22 protein-coding genes are annotated in these 17551 nt (G+C 43.1%); 4 read left to right on the top strand and 18 right to left on the bottom strand.

Translation table 11 applies throughout. The features are described 5' to 3' along the window. Position 1: 1 nt before the first annotated feature. From UQW94_RS14350 to UQW94_RS14280, 15 genes are all read right to left on the bottom strand, one after another. The gene (locus UQW94_RS14350) at positions 2 to 433 is read right to left on the bottom strand and encodes a type III secretion system chaperone (protein ID WP_005377206.1); all 432 of its coding nucleotides are present in this window, start codon (positions 431 to 433) and stop codon (positions 2 to 4) included. Positions 434 to 618: 185 nt separating this feature from the next. Continuing rightward, positions 619 to 1257 carry an HrpE/YscL family type III secretion apparatus protein gene (locus tag UQW94_RS14345; RefSeq protein ID WP_005387146.1) on the bottom strand — a complete coding sequence of 213 codons (639 nt, stop codon included), beginning with the start codon at positions 1255 to 1257 and terminating at the stop codon, positions 619 to 621. Then, positions 1236 to 1901 (bottom strand): SctK family type III secretion system sorting platform protein VscK, encoded by a 666-nt coding sequence (vscK, locus tag UQW94_RS14340; RefSeq protein ID WP_137282060.1) that lies wholly within the window; start codon positions 1899 to 1901, stop codon positions 1236 to 1238. The genes UQW94_RS14345 and vscK overlap by 22 nt, the downstream gene beginning before the upstream one ends. Next, entirely contained in the window at positions 1894 to 2640 is a 747-nt protein-coding gene (sctJ, locus tag UQW94_RS14335) for a type III secretion system inner membrane ring lipoprotein SctJ (protein ID WP_086012989.1), read from the bottom strand. The genes vscK and sctJ overlap by 8 nt, the downstream gene beginning before the upstream one ends. Continuing rightward, positions 2640 to 2984, bottom strand: coding sequence for a type III secretion system inner rod subunit SctI (gene sctI / locus UQW94_RS14330; protein WP_005387149.1), 345 nt, complete (start codon positions 2982 to 2984; stop codon positions 2640 to 2642). Before sctI ends, sctJ begins: the two co-directional genes overlap by 1 nt. A gap of 8 nt (positions 2985 to 2992) precedes the next feature. Beyond that, on the bottom strand, positions 2993 to 3628 hold the full coding sequence (locus UQW94_RS14325) for a YopR family T3SS polymerization control protein (RefSeq protein ID WP_054575039.1): 636 nt from the start codon (positions 3626 to 3628) through the stop codon (positions 2993 to 2995). Further along, a complete protein-coding gene (locus UQW94_RS14320; RefSeq protein ID WP_017634556.1) occupies positions 3625 to 3984 on the bottom strand; it encodes a YscG family type III secretion system chaperone in 360 nt (119 codons plus the stop codon). The genes UQW94_RS14325 and UQW94_RS14320 overlap by 4 nt, the downstream gene beginning before the upstream one ends. 3 nt (positions 3985 to 3987) lie before the next feature. Next, complete coding sequence (gene sctF / locus UQW94_RS14315; protein ID WP_005377199.1) at positions 3988 to 4236, bottom strand: type III secretion system needle filament subunit SctF; 249 nt, start codon at positions 4234 to 4236, stop codon at positions 3988 to 3990. A gap of 18 nt (positions 4237 to 4254) precedes the next feature. After that, on the bottom strand, positions 4255 to 4458 hold the full coding sequence (locus UQW94_RS14310; RefSeq protein WP_005377198.1) for an EscE/YscE/SsaE family type III secretion system needle protein co-chaperone: 204 nt from the start codon (positions 4456 to 4458) through the stop codon (positions 4255 to 4257). After that, a complete protein-coding gene (gene sctD, locus UQW94_RS14305) occupies positions 4445 to 5746 on the bottom strand; it encodes a type III secretion system inner membrane ring subunit SctD (RefSeq protein WP_005377197.1) in 1302 nt (433 codons plus the stop codon). The genes UQW94_RS14310 and sctD overlap by 14 nt, the downstream gene beginning before the upstream one ends. Before the next feature lie 5 nt (positions 5747 to 5751). After that, a complete protein-coding gene (gene sctC, locus UQW94_RS14300; RefSeq protein WP_374041084.1) occupies positions 5752 to 7626 on the bottom strand; it encodes a type III secretion system outer membrane ring subunit SctC in 1875 nt (624 codons plus the stop codon). Beyond that, positions 7623 to 8051: a YscB family type III secretion system chaperone gene (locus UQW94_RS14295; RefSeq protein WP_005377195.1), complete on the bottom strand. Its 429-nt coding sequence runs from the start codon at positions 8049 to 8051 to the stop codon at positions 7623 to 7625. The genes sctC and UQW94_RS14295 overlap by 4 nt, the downstream gene beginning before the upstream one ends. A gap of 12 nt (positions 8052 to 8063) precedes the next feature. Then, on the bottom strand, positions 8064 to 9044 hold the full coding sequence (locus tag UQW94_RS14290) for a T3SS regulon anti-activator ExsD domain-containing protein (RefSeq protein WP_025768113.1): 981 nt from the start codon (positions 9042 to 9044) through the stop codon (positions 8064 to 8066). Positions 9045 to 9192: 148 nt separating this feature from the next. Further along, positions 9193 to 10053 (bottom strand): AraC family transcriptional regulator, encoded by an 861-nt coding sequence (locus UQW94_RS14285; RefSeq protein ID WP_238958996.1) that lies wholly within the window; start codon positions 10051 to 10053, stop codon positions 9193 to 9195. 609 nt (positions 10054 to 10662) lie between these two features. Further along, a complete protein-coding gene (locus UQW94_RS14280) occupies positions 10663 to 11076 on the bottom strand; it encodes a YscW family type III secretion system pilotin (RefSeq protein WP_054579559.1) in 414 nt (137 codons plus the stop codon). A 388-nt stretch (positions 11077 to 11464) separates the two neighbouring features. Here UQW94_RS14280 and exsC point away from each other — a divergent pair, with 388 nt between their 5' ends. Both exsC and exsE2 read left to right on the top strand, forming a co-directional pair. Further along, complete coding sequence (gene exsC, locus UQW94_RS14275; protein WP_005377174.1) at positions 11465 to 11911, top strand: type III secretion system regulatory chaperone ExsC; 447 nt, start codon at positions 11465 to 11467, stop codon at positions 11909 to 11911. Positions 11912 to 11919: 8 nt separating this feature from the next. Further along, the gene (exsE2, locus tag UQW94_RS14270; RefSeq protein WP_017821350.1) at positions 11920 to 12225 is read left to right on the top strand and encodes a T3SS regulon translocated regulator ExsE2; all 306 of its coding nucleotides are present in this window, start codon (positions 11920 to 11922) and stop codon (positions 12223 to 12225) included. A 126-nt stretch (positions 12226 to 12351) separates the two neighbouring features. On the opposite strand, the gene UQW94_RS14265 is transcribed toward exsE2, so the two are convergent. After that, positions 12352 to 13872 (bottom strand): aldehyde dehydrogenase family protein, encoded by a 1521-nt coding sequence (locus tag UQW94_RS14265; RefSeq protein WP_005377169.1) that lies wholly within the window; start codon positions 13870 to 13872, stop codon positions 12352 to 12354. A gap of 239 nt (positions 13873 to 14111) precedes the next feature. Here UQW94_RS14265 and UQW94_RS14260 point away from each other — a divergent pair, with 239 nt between their 5' ends. Continuing rightward, positions 14112 to 15878 (top strand): sigma-54-dependent Fis family transcriptional regulator, encoded by a 1767-nt coding sequence (locus UQW94_RS14260; RefSeq protein ID WP_005377167.1) that lies wholly within the window; start codon positions 14112 to 14114, stop codon positions 15876 to 15878. Between the two features lie 61 nt (positions 15879 to 15939). On the opposite strand, the gene UQW94_RS14255 is transcribed toward UQW94_RS14260, so the two are convergent. Further along, complete coding sequence (locus tag UQW94_RS14255; protein WP_005377165.1) at positions 15940 to 16077, bottom strand: hypothetical protein; 138 nt, start codon at positions 16075 to 16077, stop codon at positions 15940 to 15942. Between the two features lie 578 nt (positions 16078 to 16655). Between UQW94_RS14255 and UQW94_RS14250 the strand changes: the two genes are divergently transcribed. Further along, the gene (locus UQW94_RS14250) at positions 16656 to 16859 is read left to right on the top strand and encodes a DUF4407 domain-containing protein (RefSeq protein WP_238958994.1); all 204 of its coding nucleotides are present in this window, start codon (positions 16656 to 16658) and stop codon (positions 16857 to 16859) included. A gap of 10 nt (positions 16860 to 16869) precedes the next feature. Here UQW94_RS14250 and UQW94_RS14245 read toward each other — a convergent pair whose 3' ends face one another. After that, positions 16870 to 17397, bottom strand: coding sequence for a hypothetical protein (locus UQW94_RS14245; RefSeq protein WP_238958993.1), 528 nt, complete (start codon positions 17395 to 17397; stop codon positions 16870 to 16872). Positions 17398 to 17551 lie beyond the last annotated feature (154 nt).

The raw sequence follows: 17551 nt of genomic DNA, 5'->3' as shown, positions 1-17551 counted from the left end.
TTTAAACCCTTAATGTGGAAAAATGAGTGGTATTCGTTTCCGGTACTTCGGTTGTTTTATTGGTTACTTCTTGTGTATTCGCACTTTTTAACCACTCGATGAAATTCGCAAATGACTCATCGAAAAAAGATGCAGTTAGCAGTTGCTGAGGCAGGTGTATGAAACCGATATATCCGGTCTCTTCCTCCCAGCATACCGCTGGAGAGCCTTGCGTTAAGGCATCTTTCATATGTTGATGCAAAATATCAGCACTCGGTTTATTACCTGAAATCAGCCCGATAAGCGTCACACGATCTTCTTGTGCACGAATTGTGATTGCTGTGTTTTGCTCAACGAGTAGATGGCAACAATCATCCTCATCAAAAACCAACGGCTCCAATTGGCAGCGGCTGGCAAAATCTGTCAGTAAAGAAGTTATAAATCCATTAGCCATTCGACTAAATAATCCTATTTTTGTTGTTTTAGAGGCGCTGCTTGGTTGCAACACTTATCAACTAAGCAGCTTTCTTAGGTGTATTCTTAAGGATTTATGGCAGTGAATATTTTAGAAATGGTCGGATTTTTTTTGTTTAAAGGCATTAAAATGAAAAAACTCAGCAAGTGCTGAGTTTTTAAGGTTTATTCATGAATCGTAATTTTACGCTCGCTGAGCTGCTTCACCATAGCTTGCTTTAACGCATGCAGCTGTCCATCAATACTGGCGTCGATGATCCCAACTTCTGTTTCCAAAATGCAGCCTCCATTTTTCAAGCGCGCATCTGCTACCACGTCAACGTAACCGACTTCAGGGAAATCACTTAATACTCCAGCCACCTTTTCTCTCACCTCAACAACCTGCTCTGGGTGGACATGTAAAATGACCTGCTTTTGGTTACTCACCAGTTGCAACGCTTCTCGAACTACACTCACCGTGGTATCGACATCATCGAAGGTATCGATGATCTTGCGTACTGCTTCTAACACCACACCTGTCATTTTTTCTTCGACTTGCTGATAGTAGTCATTACAACGTGCTAAGGTTTCAACCATCGTTTGCGCATTTTCAATCTTGGCTTGTGCAAGGCCATCTTGATAACCACGTTGTTTTTCGGTTTCGTAGGCTTGCTGGGCATTAGCAATGATGCTTTCAGCTTTGGAGTTCGCGGCTTCAACTAAGTGTTGCGAATCCAGATAACTGGCATAATCTTTCGCTTTCAGCACCTTTAAGCCAGGTGCCAGCTGCAAATTGTCTGTTTTTATTTCAACAAATGAAACCATTGAGGAATAACCTGTTTTGCGATTTTTTTTGTGAGTCGATACGCCAGATCTCGTTGATCCGCTTCCAACCAGTTAGCTGTTTCCGCGTTTTCGCTAAGTTGCTTTTCTAATTTGAATTGCCAACGAAGAACAACATCTTCCGGTGAGTTAATCAAAATAAACCTCATCCAAAAATATCCCAGCGCCCTCATGCTTGCTTCAACAGACCTTTCATCCAGTAGTTCTGGTAACGAACGCTGCCAGCCTTGCGGCCAGCTGGATAACAGCATAGGCCCGTTTTGAATTAAGAACCGAGCGCCTTCCAAACCAAATACGTTGTTCAGAACCTGTTTAGGATGTTTTAAAACAACGCCTCGCATTGCCACACAATGTAAAGCTCCGCCCACCATCAATACGAGTTGGTTCAACGCATCCGCTGGGAGCAACGCCAAGCTATGGCAAGGTTTGTTAAAAGCCGTCTCAGGAACGGGAGATAACGCCCACTCATTTATGCACCATTGGTTAAACATGGGGTTATCTCTCCAGCCTTCGATATTTAGTAACCAAGGCTGCTTTTGCTCTATCCAACTTCTATGGATGTACTGGCAAGGCGCATAGTTAAACTGGTGTTGTACCTGCGCGAGTGGTGTTTCTGGTTTAACCACGCTTCGTGTTCCTACGACACCATGTAAAAGTAGCGATATTCGAGCCGATGAGTGCCGCTACCAAGAACACCAAAATGGCGATAAGATTATTCGCCGTCTCTTTGGTGACCTGAACCGACAAAATGCTTTTAAATTGATTGTTTTGAGTAGCAACTCGAACCTCTGATGAGGGTACCATCACTACGCTGATTCGATCGTAGTTCAGCCCCTCAATGCTATTGTTCACTAATAATTTGATCTGCGGAACATATGAATCAAGCGCAATATCTGCTGCGTGTTTAATAAATACGGAGGCAGAAGCTGGAGTTGGGCGCTCTCCTGGACGCAGATCTTGATCTTCCAAAACAACATGAACACGTGCCACTAGCACGCCATCAATCTGAGATAAGGTTGAGGAGAGCTCCTGAGATTTTGCGTATACCAAACGTGCTCGTTCTGCTAATGGTGACGAGATCAAATCGTCTTTGGGAAACACTTCTTTCAGTGTGGAAAACTGCTCTCTTGGATAACCTTTTCGCTTTAGCGCGTCTACCGCGAAGGCGATTTGAGAACTGTCTACCATTAACTTGACGGTGTTGTCTTTGTCAGGCTCTTTTGTTGCAACGACACCTTCGGATAGTAAGATCGACAACATCTCATTACCCTCTTTCTGAGTAACGTTGGTGTATAACTCGGTCTGACAACCTACCAGAAACAACGTGAGCATGATGAAAACTGCTCTCATTTTATTCATCATCACTATTGTGCCTTCAATAAGGTTTCTACGTTTTGTGTGGTTTTACCCACGGTTTTCGCGATCAGCTCTTCTTGAAAAGTAATGCGTGTCAGCGCCCACTGCATTTGCAGTAATTGCGCCGGATCATCACCCACCATCTTCATGTTGTCTTGCAGGTTACTTTTCGCGTTATCGATAGTGTTTTTCAACTCGCTGATGTTTTCTAGCAAACCTCCCTCCAGGCCATTACTTGCCTCGGGAACCGACATGGCTTGCTCAAAACGTTCGCTTAAACCGTCTTCGACTTGCGCATCCTGTAACTTATCAATGTTGGTTTGCATCACCTCGGTGTACTGCGTGTTTATCATATGTACTCCTAAGATAAATCTAACTTGTGACTGTGAGTCATGATGTTTTTCACCATCGCATTTTTTTGGATCATGAAGCTAAGTTCATCACGAACCATGTCCAGTGTTGATGCCATATCAGGTAACGACTTCAACTCTGCCCAGCAATGCCATAAGGCTTGTTCTTTCTGGGCACCCAGTGGAAAATGCTGCGCTAGCATTGCTTTTAGTGCTGTTTTATCAGCAGGTGGTTCGGCAATAAGCTGTCCCGAAAAACTCCCTAGTAACTCCTGCTTCAACACCTTTAACAAATCAGATTGTGGCTGTTCGTTGCCTTTTGCACTCTTCGCCTCATGAAAGGCGTACCACATTGCCTCTCGTTTAACTTGAGGGTCGGAAAACGCTTCATTTAACGACGATAAGACACTTTGTTTACTGACAACCTCTGCGTCTTTTAATGATTCATACCACGCTTTGATCTCTGCCAGTTTCGCTTCTGTTTTCTCTAGCGTCTCTTTTGGAGAAACATGTGAAACTTGCTCTTGCTTGTCACTTCGCTCCATGAGTGCTTTCATCTTGTCTTCATCGCTCCGCTCATAATGGCGCGACTCCGACTGGCGCAAAGATTGGTGTTGAAGACCTAGGTTACTCGAATCAATGATCATCCAAGATTCCTAATCTCCTGAGAAAAGCTCGCAGCAAATGCTTGGCTTTCTTCGCTTCCTTGTGACGCAAGTTCTACCCAGCTTTCCGCTTTGCTCAGTAAACCGGCTTTGGCAGAAGCAAGAGCCGCTAAGCTGATCAGATCTGGATAGGCGTTACAAAGTGGTTCGAGTAATTGATGAGCCTCTTCATACAAGCCTTTATTCATGAGGCTCATTGCACGAATCATCGCAACGGTCTCTTCAGAACCTGAGCTTGCTTCAAGGCCGTCTGCAATCGTGTTGGCTTCTTGATGACGATGCATACCTGTTGCCATCAGCGCGATTTCAGCCAGCAGTTGGCGCGTTTCTCGTTCCATGCTTTACACCTTCTGGAGAATCGACTGCATCACATCTTTAATCGCACGAGTGGTGGTCGCATTGATATTGTAAACAACAGACCATTTGTTGATCGCGTGCTGAAGCTCGGCAAGCTTTGATGGATCATCGGCATTGGTTTCTAGGTTCTTGATGGCTGCCGTCACTTCTGTGTTAGCATCTTTCGCTTGTTGTTCTAACTTAGCTTTAACATCATCAAGGTTTACACTGTTACTAGCATCGTAAAATGACATAAGACTTCCTCGTATTTTTTAGTTAGCTTCGTATGATTCAACGACCGCATGGGCGGCTGTGTAAGCTTCATACTGTTTGAGTAGCAATTGGTACTGCTGTGGTGAGCACCCTAAATCCAACTGACGTTTCACCACCGCTTGTGCTTCTAAGAGCTTGCTCTTAATCTTGTGCACTTCCGCACCGTTTGTGTCGTTATTTAAAATTTGTTCAAGATTTGTCATTGTTCGTCTCGCCTTCATATCCGAGTTCTATTGTTATCACCCGCCCGCCTTTAACCAACTCAATACCAGCAGGTGTAACACTGGATATTCGGTAGCCCTGAGGCGTTCTTGCACCGACCATATAGCGAACGTTATCGGTCAGAATCACATATGGAACCTGGCCAAAGTTAACGCTACGAAACGGGAAATCGATGTTGGTGCCTTTACTCACCTTAGGTATGGATTTCAAAACTAAGTACGGTTTCTCACCATATTGTTCCCGGAAGTCTCGGGTCACACCGTAAAATCGAGTCGTTTCGATATCATCAAGCTCACCACGAACTTCGATGCGATCACCGCTGGTGACCAACTGGACTTTTTTCAGTAACTCCGCATCCGTCAATAACGCTTTTAGCGTATCCATGTAGGCACCCGCTCGCTGCAGTTCAACCTTCCACGCAATAAGACCCGGCACGTCTCGCTCCAAGATTTGTTCAACTTGGTTCCAGCGGCTTGCATCATCGATATAGCCCGTCAGCAGCAGTGTTCCGGTCTCATCGCCATTTTCGACTTTCACTTGGTGATAGCCGAGGTTGCGCAAAATAAATCGAACCCCGCGACGGATTTCTTCCATCGTTCTTAAGTCACTTTTGTAATTGATGCCCAATACATCAATTCGACCAAGCAGATCGAGTTTCTGTGTTCGGTCTTCAACATAGCCCTCTAAGACTGCTTGGCGTGCGGCGGCATTCCATTCCACACGAACGTCGCTAAGTTTGAGCTCGCCTAAGATGTTACGTACCAAAACAATGGGTTCTGCTTCTGTAACAATTTCATTGTTGTTTCCGTTAGCTTGGCTGTACCACATACCGGCAAAAATGACACTCGGGACAAAACTACAGAGCAAAGCGATGAGCGTTGTTTTTTTCCAGCTAGAGCGTTGCACAGCAACCACAGGTGTATTCTGTTGGCTAGATTCGTCGCTGACGTTACTCACAATTAACGCATCTTCCGCGTATCCCAGAGCGAACTTCACAACGCCGACCGAGACAACAGCATGGCGTGACAACTCGATACCATCACCTGCAACAGCGATGTCTTCACTGTTAATATTTGCCTCTTCGCAGCCTCGTAAAATGACCGAGTCTTGCTGGCAAACGAGGGTGAAATGGTTCGCTTCGACCCCAGCATCAGACAGTACAAGATCAGCAATAAAGTCGTCACTGCCAAGCACGAGAGCACCTTCAGGTAAGGTGACTTCTACTCCGGTATGCACGCCTGATAAAATACGAATTTTCCATTGCTGCATCGCGGTTAAGACTCCTCTGAAGGGCGCACACACTCACTTTGTGAGTCATCACATTCCAATACTTTCACCCGCCAACCCTTTTGCCCTGTTGGTAATTGGCACTGCGTTAATTGAGACGACTTTTTCTGTGACAATAAGTCTTGTTGATAGCGCTCGGCCTGAACCCTCGATGTGCAGCTATATACTTCCACTACCGATTTAAATTCAGCGCTATTGTTGGAGATGTTGTTAAGCCTGCCTATACTTGGTCGCAAGTCATATTCGTTGCCAATCAACACACTATCGCCAATACCATCCACAACAATTCGAGGTTCTAAAATAAACATTCGTACTGTGCGGCGCTTAGTATTGGTATTACTTCTAAACAGCGCGCCTAAATATGGGATGTCTCCTAGCAATGGCACTTTACGTAACTGATGGCTCACTTCATCTCGGTACACACCACCGATAAGTAAGCTTTGCCCTTGTTTAACCGTCGCTAAGGTGCTGATTTCAGTTTTACGAACGGAAGGAAGATCATCGACACCACCATCAGCGATCTTTGCACCGTCTTCGAGATGAAGGCTCAGGTTAATTTCAGGTCGTGCAGCAAATCTATCACCAACAATACGTGGGACAATTCTCAGTAACGTGCCATACGTGACCTCTTCCAGCGCTGCGGTTTCTTTACCAACCAGCTTGACGTAAAACGTGCTGCTGTTGTTCAGTACCGCTTCGACATTTTCCTGAGTTAACAATGTTGGTCTTGAAACCACTTGAGCACTGCCTTTGGATTCCAATAAACGAATTTGAGCCAGCAAGTAATTTAGGTTGGTTGAATCAAGCAAGGACTTAAAGTTCTGTCCACTGCCGAGCGTCACATCCCCCGAATTCACATCACCGGTTGTTTTGATATCGACAATGCGGTTGTTTCCGACAGACACTCCCGCTCGCCAATCCACGCCTAACTGACTTAAATCGTTGGCACTGATATCGACAATCGATAGCGCGACTTCAATTCTTGATTGCGGCTGGTCTAATTGCGCGACCAGTTTACGATAGAGCGGTAATCGTGCTTGAGTATCACGAACGATAATCGCATTAAGGCCCGGCTCTGCTTCAACTGTTGCGCCACCATGAACTGAGGCGGTTTTATTACTTTTTACAGGCTTATCTGAACTGGTAACTCCTTTGCTAGACGCACTCGTCACTTGAGTTTGAACACCAGACACGACCCGTTTTAACACCGATGCGATGCCCGGGACCGTAATTGTCTGATCTCGATATGCAATTTCTCTATCCGTTGCAGAAGCGTACTTCAAAGGAATTATCTCAACGAATAATTCGTCGGTTGAATTCGATTTCTGCAGCAAGCGCGTTTCCAATGCCTCCGCCGTTTGTACCACTAAGTCGACATAACGTGGAGGACCCGCAAGATAGACTAACCCTTTGCTCTCAGCGGCTCTCCAACCATAACGAGAATCCCAAACGCCGGTGGAAATTAACGTACTGCGTAGCTCTCTAGCCGTAAGTAATTCCAATTGAAGTAAACGTGAGCGAGTTTCTGTCGCCTTATAGACATGTAAGACGGCACCATCGAAATACCACATCAAGTTGTACACTTGCGATAAGTAATCGAGGAATTCCGCCGGATCTTCAGGGGTAAAACGCCCATTCACTCGATCGTTGACTTTGTCACTAACAGAAACCGAGACACGATAATTTGCACCGAAGTTATTCAACAACTCTTTTAATGAGTCGTTATCTGCATAGTAGCGGAACGGTTGTTCAGGCCAGTGTAAGTCTGTTGCTTGCGCATATCCCAAAGGAACAACACTCACTGCGCATAACAATGCCTTTGTTGCAGCACGTCTAATGTTGGGAAAGATTTTTTGCATCATGGTAACCACACTGTATGGTTGATTGTGTGGTTCACGCGTTCTTGTTCCAATAATGCAATGTAACGCTCACATAGATTGACGTGCTTAGAAAGCAAAGCAGAGAACCGTTCCACGGAACAGTCCTCAACCCTTACTTTACTTTGCAAAATCAATTGCTGATCATCATTGGTTGTCAGTACGCCGCCATCCTCACGAATGGTTTTTAATGAGAGCTGCATGCAACGTTGTAACGCTTGTTCTTGTTGATAATCTAGATGCTCTTTAAACTGGAAGGGTAACGTCGCTTCCCATAAAATCCATGACGCATGTTGCTTGATGGTCAGTGATAACTGGTCAACCTCGATGTTGTAAGAACCATTTTCTGAGGCAATAAAATCCCCTACCTTTAGCGCTTCCGCTAAAGATTTCATCATCTTATCTAACATTTAACGCCCTATTTAGATCTGGCTGAGGTGATTGCAAGCCTGGCCGCACTGACCACTTTGAGTATCAAAATAGTAGTGATCGATATCACCAACAGTTTGCATGTTCTTGAACCATTGCCATACTTTCGCAACCGCATTTTGGTCGTTGTAAACCACATCGCATGCATCCCAAACTTCGTTCAGCTCGGGGGCCTCAAGTCGCACTTCCGAACACCAATTTTTCCACTCAGAAATAAATTGTTCGGTTGTCGAGGTGTACTCCGCGAACCCTTTCAGCTCGTCTAAAGACGGTTGCCACTTCTCAATTAACGAACGATGACATTCAATCACTTGCAACTGTTGTTCGCTTAACGTCCCAAGTTGCTTTTTAAGTTGATGCTGCTGGCTCTTAATGAGATCGAGTTGCTGTTGAACAAAGACGGCACTGGTGTCTTCCCCTGATAGCTTCGACCAATATTCCTTCTGAATATCGAGTTGATTGATAAGTTGTTCAACTTTAATCGAAGCATGAAGAGCACTTTGATCGACTTGTCGGTTAATCCACTCGTTGAGTGATAAATGGAAACAAAGCATCAACGTTTTTGGGACAGCCAAATTAAAGCGAAAGCCCAGACGAGAGTTGATGTAGTCCAGCCTTTGTTCGAACGTTGTGATTGTGCTGCTATCACTGAGCTGCGATCCAATTTCCAAAAATAAACGCATGGCAAACCGGTCTATCGAAGCACCAAGTTTTTGATACGTTTTAACTAACTGGCTAGCGCATAGGCTATCGACGACATTTCTATCCAACAAGCGTTGAAGTAAAGATAACTGCTCATAATTTATGACGCCTTCACTCAACAATTGTCGGTGATTGACGTGCACAACATTGAGATCCTGCGTTGGTTTCGAGGCGCTTTCATAACGAGCTCCTCTTTGTAAAACAGTCACTTTCCGCTGTGTAACTATGCTGTCTGGAAAAAGCGAACGGCGTCGCCAATGCTGCTTTTTCATTTATGTTCGTCTCCGCACCCCTTTCGAACAATCCAGAAAGAAAGAGATGTAATAATTTTTAATCGTTCGTTGTTACACGATACATAATAGAATTTACACTGGTGAGTGACTTTCAAAATTAGTCAGAAAATTTTAGTCCCAAGTCATTTCATTTCGCGATAGCCACTTGATCGTCTCCCGAACGTACACGGCTTGGGGTCGTTCCAAAACGACGACGGTAACTCTGCGTAAAGTAAGACTGGCTGGAAAACCCTGCCTCCATCGCCACATCTACAATGCTCATCTTGCTCGTCAACAGCAGTTTATGAGCATGCAGTAGTCGACGCTCACTGATCCAAGCTCTTGGAGAAATGCCATAGTGCTCATTAAAAAGCTCTTTAAAAGTGGTTAAGCTGGCACCAAACTCCTGCGCGTAGTCTGTCAACTTCCATTCTTTTAAGTAATGCTGTTCCATAAATCGACGTAACCGTTCCGACGTACGGTTTGTTTGTTGTGACAGCAACGCATACAGTGATTCTCCTCCTTTGCTGTGTAGCAAGAGAATGAGTAGTTCTTCGTATTTTAGGCACATAATGGCATCAGGGTACGCTTGTTGCTCAAGCGTCTGCATGCTGGAAAGCACTTGTTCAACGAGTATGTTCAAACCAAAAGTAAACAAACCAGAACAAACTTTGTCTACCTTAGGCAGCATCATCAAGAGATCACTGTGTTTTTGCAGCAACTGACTAACGAGTTCATTGTCGTAGGCAATAATCGACGCTTTGTATGCCCCATCTAGCGGAGAGTACTCTAACAAGTAATCCCCATGAGATAGAAATACCCCATTTTCTGCAGCAACATCGATTGTGCAATCACCTGTTTGAACTCGAAGCTGACCATTGTGAACGACAACAATGTGAGACTGGTCTGAGTGAAATACTTCGTCAGATTTTTCATAGCAGGAAAAACTACGAATTTTTCGTGAACTCGAGTCGACCCTTTCTGAGTTTAGTTGGCCTGACACATCCATTTTCTACCCTTCATTATTTTGAGTTTCTCAGTGCAAATGTTGAGAAACTTTCAAAGCACTACTTTGATTGTTGTTATTTCTAAGTACTGCTGTATGAATTAAAGAAGCAAAGAAAAGAGCATAGAAGTTCTATCACTTACCATACCCCCCGAATAATTAGCGAATAACCCAAGCATTACCTTTACCTAAAGGTAAAAGTTTGACTTAGTAAATTTCTGCTGTCCGTCTTTATTATTTTTATCAGATAGCATTTATCATTAGCCAAAACTTAAATATCATTTCGTTATTTAAGTTTGGTTGTTTTGTTATACATTAGAATACAATTAAATAGATTTCAGCATCGTTTCGAGAACAAAATTAAATTTCCAAAATCATAAAAATGTATGTTTTATAGCCTAAAACGCCAAGCCAACGTGTTCAAGGAGCGAGATATAATCATAAAAAATACTGTTTTTGCAACAAGTATGAGTCTAAAAAACAACTGACCCGATGACTTCAAAGTCATGTAATTAATGCTTATAAAAGACAACAAATCTTTCACAAAAGGAAAGATATGGTCTTTATTTTTATAAATTAGAAAATTCTAATAAAAATGTAGTACTTAAAATTTTATCTGTTTATTTTTGGAACAAGAATCAAGTTTTCTTGTTTATTTCCCTCTAAAAATAAATAGTTCTTTTCTTTTTCAGCAACGAGCTCACCGTTTGAATAAAGCTTTCCAATAATCTTCATTTTTCCTTCACCAGCTTGAATTGGTGCAATTAAAAACGAATACTGCACAGGCAACTGAACGCCTTGGTAGCTCTGAGATGCCGATTTAAGACATTGATTATCAATAACTTTACATATTTCCACTTCAAGAGAAGTAATCGAAGGTGGAAAGTAGCCGTCGACAGAAACCCAACCATAGACTGATGCCTGACTCTGTGTATCAAAGCCATCCACCCCATTAACGGACACAGTCTGACTGCACCCACTCAGTATGAATAACCCAATAAAACCAGCCCATATAGAATTGTTCATTATGACCCCATAAACTTATTTTATATAATCTAGCTCATTTGAAATTCACACAATTCTTTATGTAAAAATATAAAAGATCAACTTATATTTATACTACAAGCGGACAATAAATCGCATTTTTCAACAACACGTAGTTAACATGGACTGTAATTTCAAAAACAGTTTCTACTCTCTTTCATTCCTTCCTTAATTGAAGTTCATTAGAGAAAAGTGATATTCATATATATCATTGCCATCGAGATATGCATCTGAACACACTTACTTTTATCTTTCTATTTCTCTCAACACATTTAAAAGCCAAAATATAATAACAACCGACTAATATTGATAAACATGAAGAGATACATCTAATATTTTCCTTGATAAAATTTCAAAAGGGACTATTCCTATGTCAGCACGCCAAACTATCGATGAGATTTTGCTAAAGTTTGCTCATCAAATAGGCTTGCCTGCACTGCATCTAACGGAAAATGAAGTAAGCTTAGCCTTTGATGATAATCTAAGGGTGCATATCATCTTTCATCCTGAATCGACAACTCTGCAGCTCGAAGCTGAGATTGTTGGCCTTCAAATTGTAAATTCCGATCTCTATCGCTCTTTCTTGGCCTTTAATTATCACTGGCCTGAGCACCAGTTATTTTTTAGTTTAGATAACCACCGACATGTCCTATGTTTAAACCGACTCATTAACATTAGGCGACTGGATTACGAATATTTTGAAACAGCTTTAGCAGAATTGCTGACGCACAGCGAGTCGTGGGAAGCGTTATTGTCTTCTCATGTAACCATTGATGAGGCACCACCGATGCCACAAACTTTAGACTTGAGAGTTTAGGTGTCTTTATGTCCAATGACATCCAATCCACATACACCAATTCATCGGTTCATGACGTTCAACAAGCGCAGCAAAGTGATGCAGTGCCGCAAGGAACGTTTCATGGCCGTAAAGTCACCCTACTCTCCTCATCAGAAAGCAGTCTGATGCGAACAAGCTCTAAAAGAGAGCTTGGTGAATGTTTAAATCAATTTGCCAGTCTCGAATCTTGCAATCGCGTTTTGGACTTTGATCCACAACTCAATATTGACAAGCAAAACGCCGCCGTAGAAAAGCTTATGGAACGAAAAGTGGCGATAATTCAACGTTCCTGATATCACAATATAAGCAGGTTAAACATCTAAGTTAACCTTCAGCCGACAAGCTCACGCTAATAAAAAACCCCGAAGATTCGGGGTTTTGATTCATACTGCTTTTTATTTATTAATTACTTAGTTTCACTAGAAGAAGCCTAACGGGTCGATGCTGTAGCTAATCAGCAAGTTCTTCGTGTTCTGGTAGTGATCCAGCATCATCTTGTGCGTTTCGCGCCCGATACCCGATTTTTTGTAACCACCGAACGCTGCGTGTGCAGGGTAAGCGTGGTAACAGTTAATCCAGATCCGGCCAGCTTCAATATTACGGCCCATACGATATGCAACGTTCGCATCACGTGTCCAAACACCTGCGCCTAAGCCATATTCAGTGTCGTTTGCGATTTCCAACGCTTCAGCCTCATCTTTGAATTTGGTGATAGCGATCACTGGGCCAAAGATTTCTTCTTGGAAGATTCGCATCTTGTTGTGGCCTTCCAACATGGTTGGCTGAATGTAGTACCCCTGGTTGATAGACTCTGGCTGTTCTGACACTCCACCACCAAAGACCACTTTTGCGCCTTCTTCACGGCCGATTTCCAGGTAACTTAAAATCTTATCAAACTGTTCTTGAGAAGCCTGAGCACCAACTTGAGTATCGGTATCGAGCGGATTACCTTGTTTAATCAGCTGTGCACGTTCCGTCAGTTTCTCTACAAACTTGTCATAAATCGCTTCATGAACCAGTACGCGAGATGGACAAGTACAAACTTCACCTTGGTTGAAGAAACCAAGTAACGTACCTTCGATACACTTATCAAGATACTCATCTTCGTAATCGAAGATATCTGAGAAGTAGATGTTTGGAGATTTACCACCTAACTCAACTGTCGATGGGATCAAGTTGTCTGCTGCACATTTCAGAATGTGGTTGCCAACTTGCGTAGACCCGGTAAACGCGAGTTTCGCAATGCGGTTGCTGGTTGCTAATGCTTGACCCGCTTCAGAACCATATCCGTTTACAACGTTGATGACACCAGGAGGAAGAAGGTCACCGATTTTTTCCATCAGAACCAGAATGGATGTTGGGGTTTGCTCTGCTGGCTTCAATACCACACAGCAACCCGCCGCTAGTGCCGGTGCTAGTTTCCAAGCCGCCATCAACATTGGGAAGTTCCACGGAATAATTTGACCAACCACACCAATCGGTTCTGGGAAGTGGTAGCTTGCGGTGTGCTCATCCAGTTCTGCCGCACTGCCTTCTTGTGCGCGAATACAGCCAGCGAAGTAACGGAAGTGATCCACTACTAAAGGTAAATCTGCCGCCAAGGTTTCGCGAACTGGTTTGCCGTTTTCCCAAGTTTCTGCAACAGCAAGCTCTTCTAGATGCTGCTCAATACGGTCAGCAATTTTCAGCAAGATGTTCGAACGTTCTGTCACGCTGGTTTTGGCCCATTTTGCTCTGATGTTGTGCGCGGCATCCAGTGCTAAATTAATATCTTCCTCGCCAGAGCGAGCAACTTTACAATACGCTTGTCCGTTGATTGGTGAGATATTGTCAAAGTACTCACCACCCGTTGGTTTTACCCATTCCCCACCGATAAAGTTATCGTAATGCGATTTAAAGTTAACAATGGCATTTTCACTACCTGGCTGTGCATAGATCATAACTCTTCCTTTTGTTTCTCGTTCAATGTGTTATTGCAGTGTCGTATCGCACTGTTCACAAAGAGCATTACGCAAGTCACACGCCAACTACGCCATACTTGTTGTTAATTAAATGTAAAACTATGATTACCAAGCGATAACAAACCAAGTGAGCGATGTTTGAGCGGATGTATGGTGTGAACACCAATGTTCAAGTGTTCCAAAATGGCACACCCTCACTGTGACAAAATGGTACAGTCATGGAACTTCAACATATTAGCGATAACAATTGGCTTTCAACTTCATGGGTCAGAAGTGAACAAGCGGGTTTAAAACAGCGTCGACGCCCTGAAGATATTCGAGTAACGCCAGCGACGCTCCAAGATAGGCGTCACCAACTCAATTTTTTGCTAGAGGCAGTCACTCAATTTGCGCTCCCTTTGTTTAATCAGCTATTTGCTCATAGCGACAGTCGCTTAATTTTGACGGATTCAGATGGTGTCATCATCGGCAGTTGGGGACAGCCTAGATTTCGTGAAAAGTTAACGGAAATCTCGCTAAGCTCTGGTGCATGCTGGCAAGAAAAGGTCAAAGGCACCAACGCGATTGGTACAGCCTTGGTTGAAGCAAAGCCCGTTTCTGTTATTGGTGATCAGCACTTTATCCAACACCATCGTTTTATTAGCTGTTCGGCTAATCCTATTTTCGATCATCTTGGTAACCTCATTGGCGTATTAGATATTACGAGCGAGCAAAAGAGACATGACTTCTCAACGCAAGTACTAGTACAAAACATGGTCCAGCAAGTGGAGAATCAACTACTTAACTTGATTCCACAAGGGCATATTCGTGTGGATTTAGCGTGCGAAAAAGGTTTACTGAATAGTGGTTGGCAAGGAATTATCATTGCAAATGAAGACGGACAAGTTTTGGCTCACAATCAAGTAGCCTCTCAACTTTTTGCGCAAAAAAGTATCATTGGGCAATCCTTAGACGACATTCTATCCACTCGGGGAAATGAGCACCCTTTCGTTTTCAAAACAAAACCGCTTACCGATAAAGATAGCAAGGTCAAGTCTCGTGCTGTAGCGGCGTCCAATGATCTTCATTATGGCGACTCCGCTGTTGAGCACTGTTGGCAGCAAGCCAATCGCGTCATCGATAAAGACATCAGTTTGTTGATTCTCGGAGAGACTGGTGTTGGCAAAAACGAGTTTGTGAAAGCGCTCCATAAAAACAGCCAGAGAAAAACGGGACCGTTGGTTTCCGTCAACTGCGGAGCGCTACCAAAAGATCTGGTTGAATCTGAATTGTTTGGCTACGTAGCCGGTGCCTTTACTGGCGCAAACAGCAAAGGCTATCAGGGAAAAATTCGCCAAGCGCACAAAGGGATTTTGTTTCTGGATGAAATCGCGGATTTACCCTTGGAAGCTCAAAGCCGCTTGCTCCATGTATTGCAAGATAAAACCGTGCTTCCCGTGGGTTCAAACCAAAGTATTCAAGTCGATACGCAAATCATTGCAGCCACGCATAAAGATCTGGAACATTTGGTCAGCGAAGGATTGTTCCGCCAAGATTTGTATTATCGCCTTAATGGCTTGATCATTGAGCTACCTCGCTTTGAGGAACGTGATGACAAACGACAACTGATAGAGAACATTCATCGGCGTCACGCCGAATCTGAACAACAGCTTTGCCCTCACCTACTTTCTCTGATGCTGTCTTACTCATGGCCAGGAAATTTGCGTGAACTCGATAGTTTAATCAAAGTATCCGCCTTAATGGCGCAAGGTGAAGAAATATTGGAACTCACACACGTCCCAGCCCACCTAAGTAAGAAACTCAGCCAAGCTCAAGAAGGGGCAGCATCCGCTGAACCAACTTCAGAACTGCGTGCAACCGTCGAAGATAAGTTGCTCAAAACATATCAAGCCAACCAGGGGAACATTAGCAAAACGTCTCGTATGCTTGGTGTGAGCCGAAATACCATTTACAGAAAGTTGAAAAGCCTTGGCATATTAAGTTAATTCTACGACCTCAGATACAAAAAGAGCACCGTTGCGGTGCTCTTTCTCTTTGAAACCTAGCTTACAGGCCGCCTTGTTGTTGTGCCTGTTTTACTAATGCCTGACGTTGAGTTTCCTTCTCAGAGATCACTTGATTGTCCTTGTGCATTTCCTGTTCCAATTCTGCTGGAATGAAAACAAAGTACTTGTTAAGAGTCATCTTAGAACCTCAATTTGCTGTGTTAATTACCTTCTTGGTCGACGTAAACAAAACCAGAAAAACATGTTTTACTGGATCCTTGTTGCTAGTTTCAAAAAATAAAGGATGTTCATATAATAAACATCCTCCATGTGGGCGCTAATTATAGGCGTAGTTTAAAGGCTTACCTAGCACTCTTTTTCACCTTTTGTGCAATCTGAGTTTCGATCGAAAAACGGGTTTAATTGCCCGTAGTTACTAAGGTATTGTTAAAAAGAGAAAAAAGCTTTTACTGTAACTGACGACAGGGATGAGCTTACGAGTGTAGGTTCACTTGCAATTGTGTATCGTAGAGTTCGAATACGATAATAATAACGCTACATGCCCTTAATCTGCGTAGTTAAAAACTTTGAAGTGATAGACAACCGAAGTCATATCTGTGCAACTCAGTTTAACGATTTGTCTACCAGTTCAATATTTCACCTTTTTTGAGAAATCTTTAGCCACTTTTTTGTGTGAAACGCCCCAAAAGAGCAGACAATTAAAAGTGTGGCATATGACCACAATTGTCTATCCCCACTTAGCTTCGGGAGGCGTTTATGAAAAATAACAAACTTGGCCATGTGATGTCTTTCAGCAGGATGTTTTCCTTCATCGCATTCTTGACGGCCACATTCGCATGGATTCTCAGCATGTACGCCCTATTTACTGTTTCTTTAGTGGCTCTTGTGGTCAGTGCAATTCTCTACCTCAAAGACAGGTTTTATCAAAACAAGAAAACGACCACTGAAAAGAGCGCCTAGGCGCTCTTTTCTATTGAATGTCATTTCTGTGTGACTTGATATAGTTATCAATCCGTTCGAGTTCGTGAAAATAGCCATACATACCAATACGATTAATTTCTGGTTCTATACAGTATTTTTCTTCTTTTACCATAGCTTCTACAAACATTCCGCTTGATGCAATTGTGAAAGGTGGGCACGCTGAGTAACCATTATTTTCTGCAATATACTTCAATCGCCCAAATTCAAAAATTTGACCTGGAATAGCAACGATAAGGGACAAGACAATTGTTATAGTTATCACTTTAATCGGCACTTTGACTAACTGAGTCATTCGATCAAATAAAATATAGACCAATAATGTAGGGCACAAGAGTAAGCTTGCGATACTTAAAACATATGACGCATCAATGTAGACCACTTGAAAACCACTACTGAGCTGACGCGGTAGAGATTTGAAAACGAAATGATGATAAAGGCGATAGATGGAGTAAGTAATCAGTAATATGAACATAAGCAACACGAAAGCTGTGTGAAATGGATGCTTCTGTTGTGTCATTTCTATTACCTTATAGTTGAGGAGACGGCAGAGAGCGGCTTAGCTTCACTCTTCGAAGAGAAATATTAAACTGCTAGCAAATGCATGCTCTCCCATTTCTGAGAAGTGCGTGACGAATCAACGTTTAATGTAACTTTTAAATCTACCAATATCT

This window comes from Vibrio sp. PBL-C16 (assembly GCF_034321865.1).
In the GTDB taxonomy this organism is placed as follows: Bacteria; Pseudomonadota; Gammaproteobacteria; order Enterobacterales; family Vibrionaceae; genus Vibrio; species Vibrio alginolyticus.
Note: the sequence above shows the minus strand (reverse complement) of the source record. Positions and strands in the feature narration are given on the sequence as shown.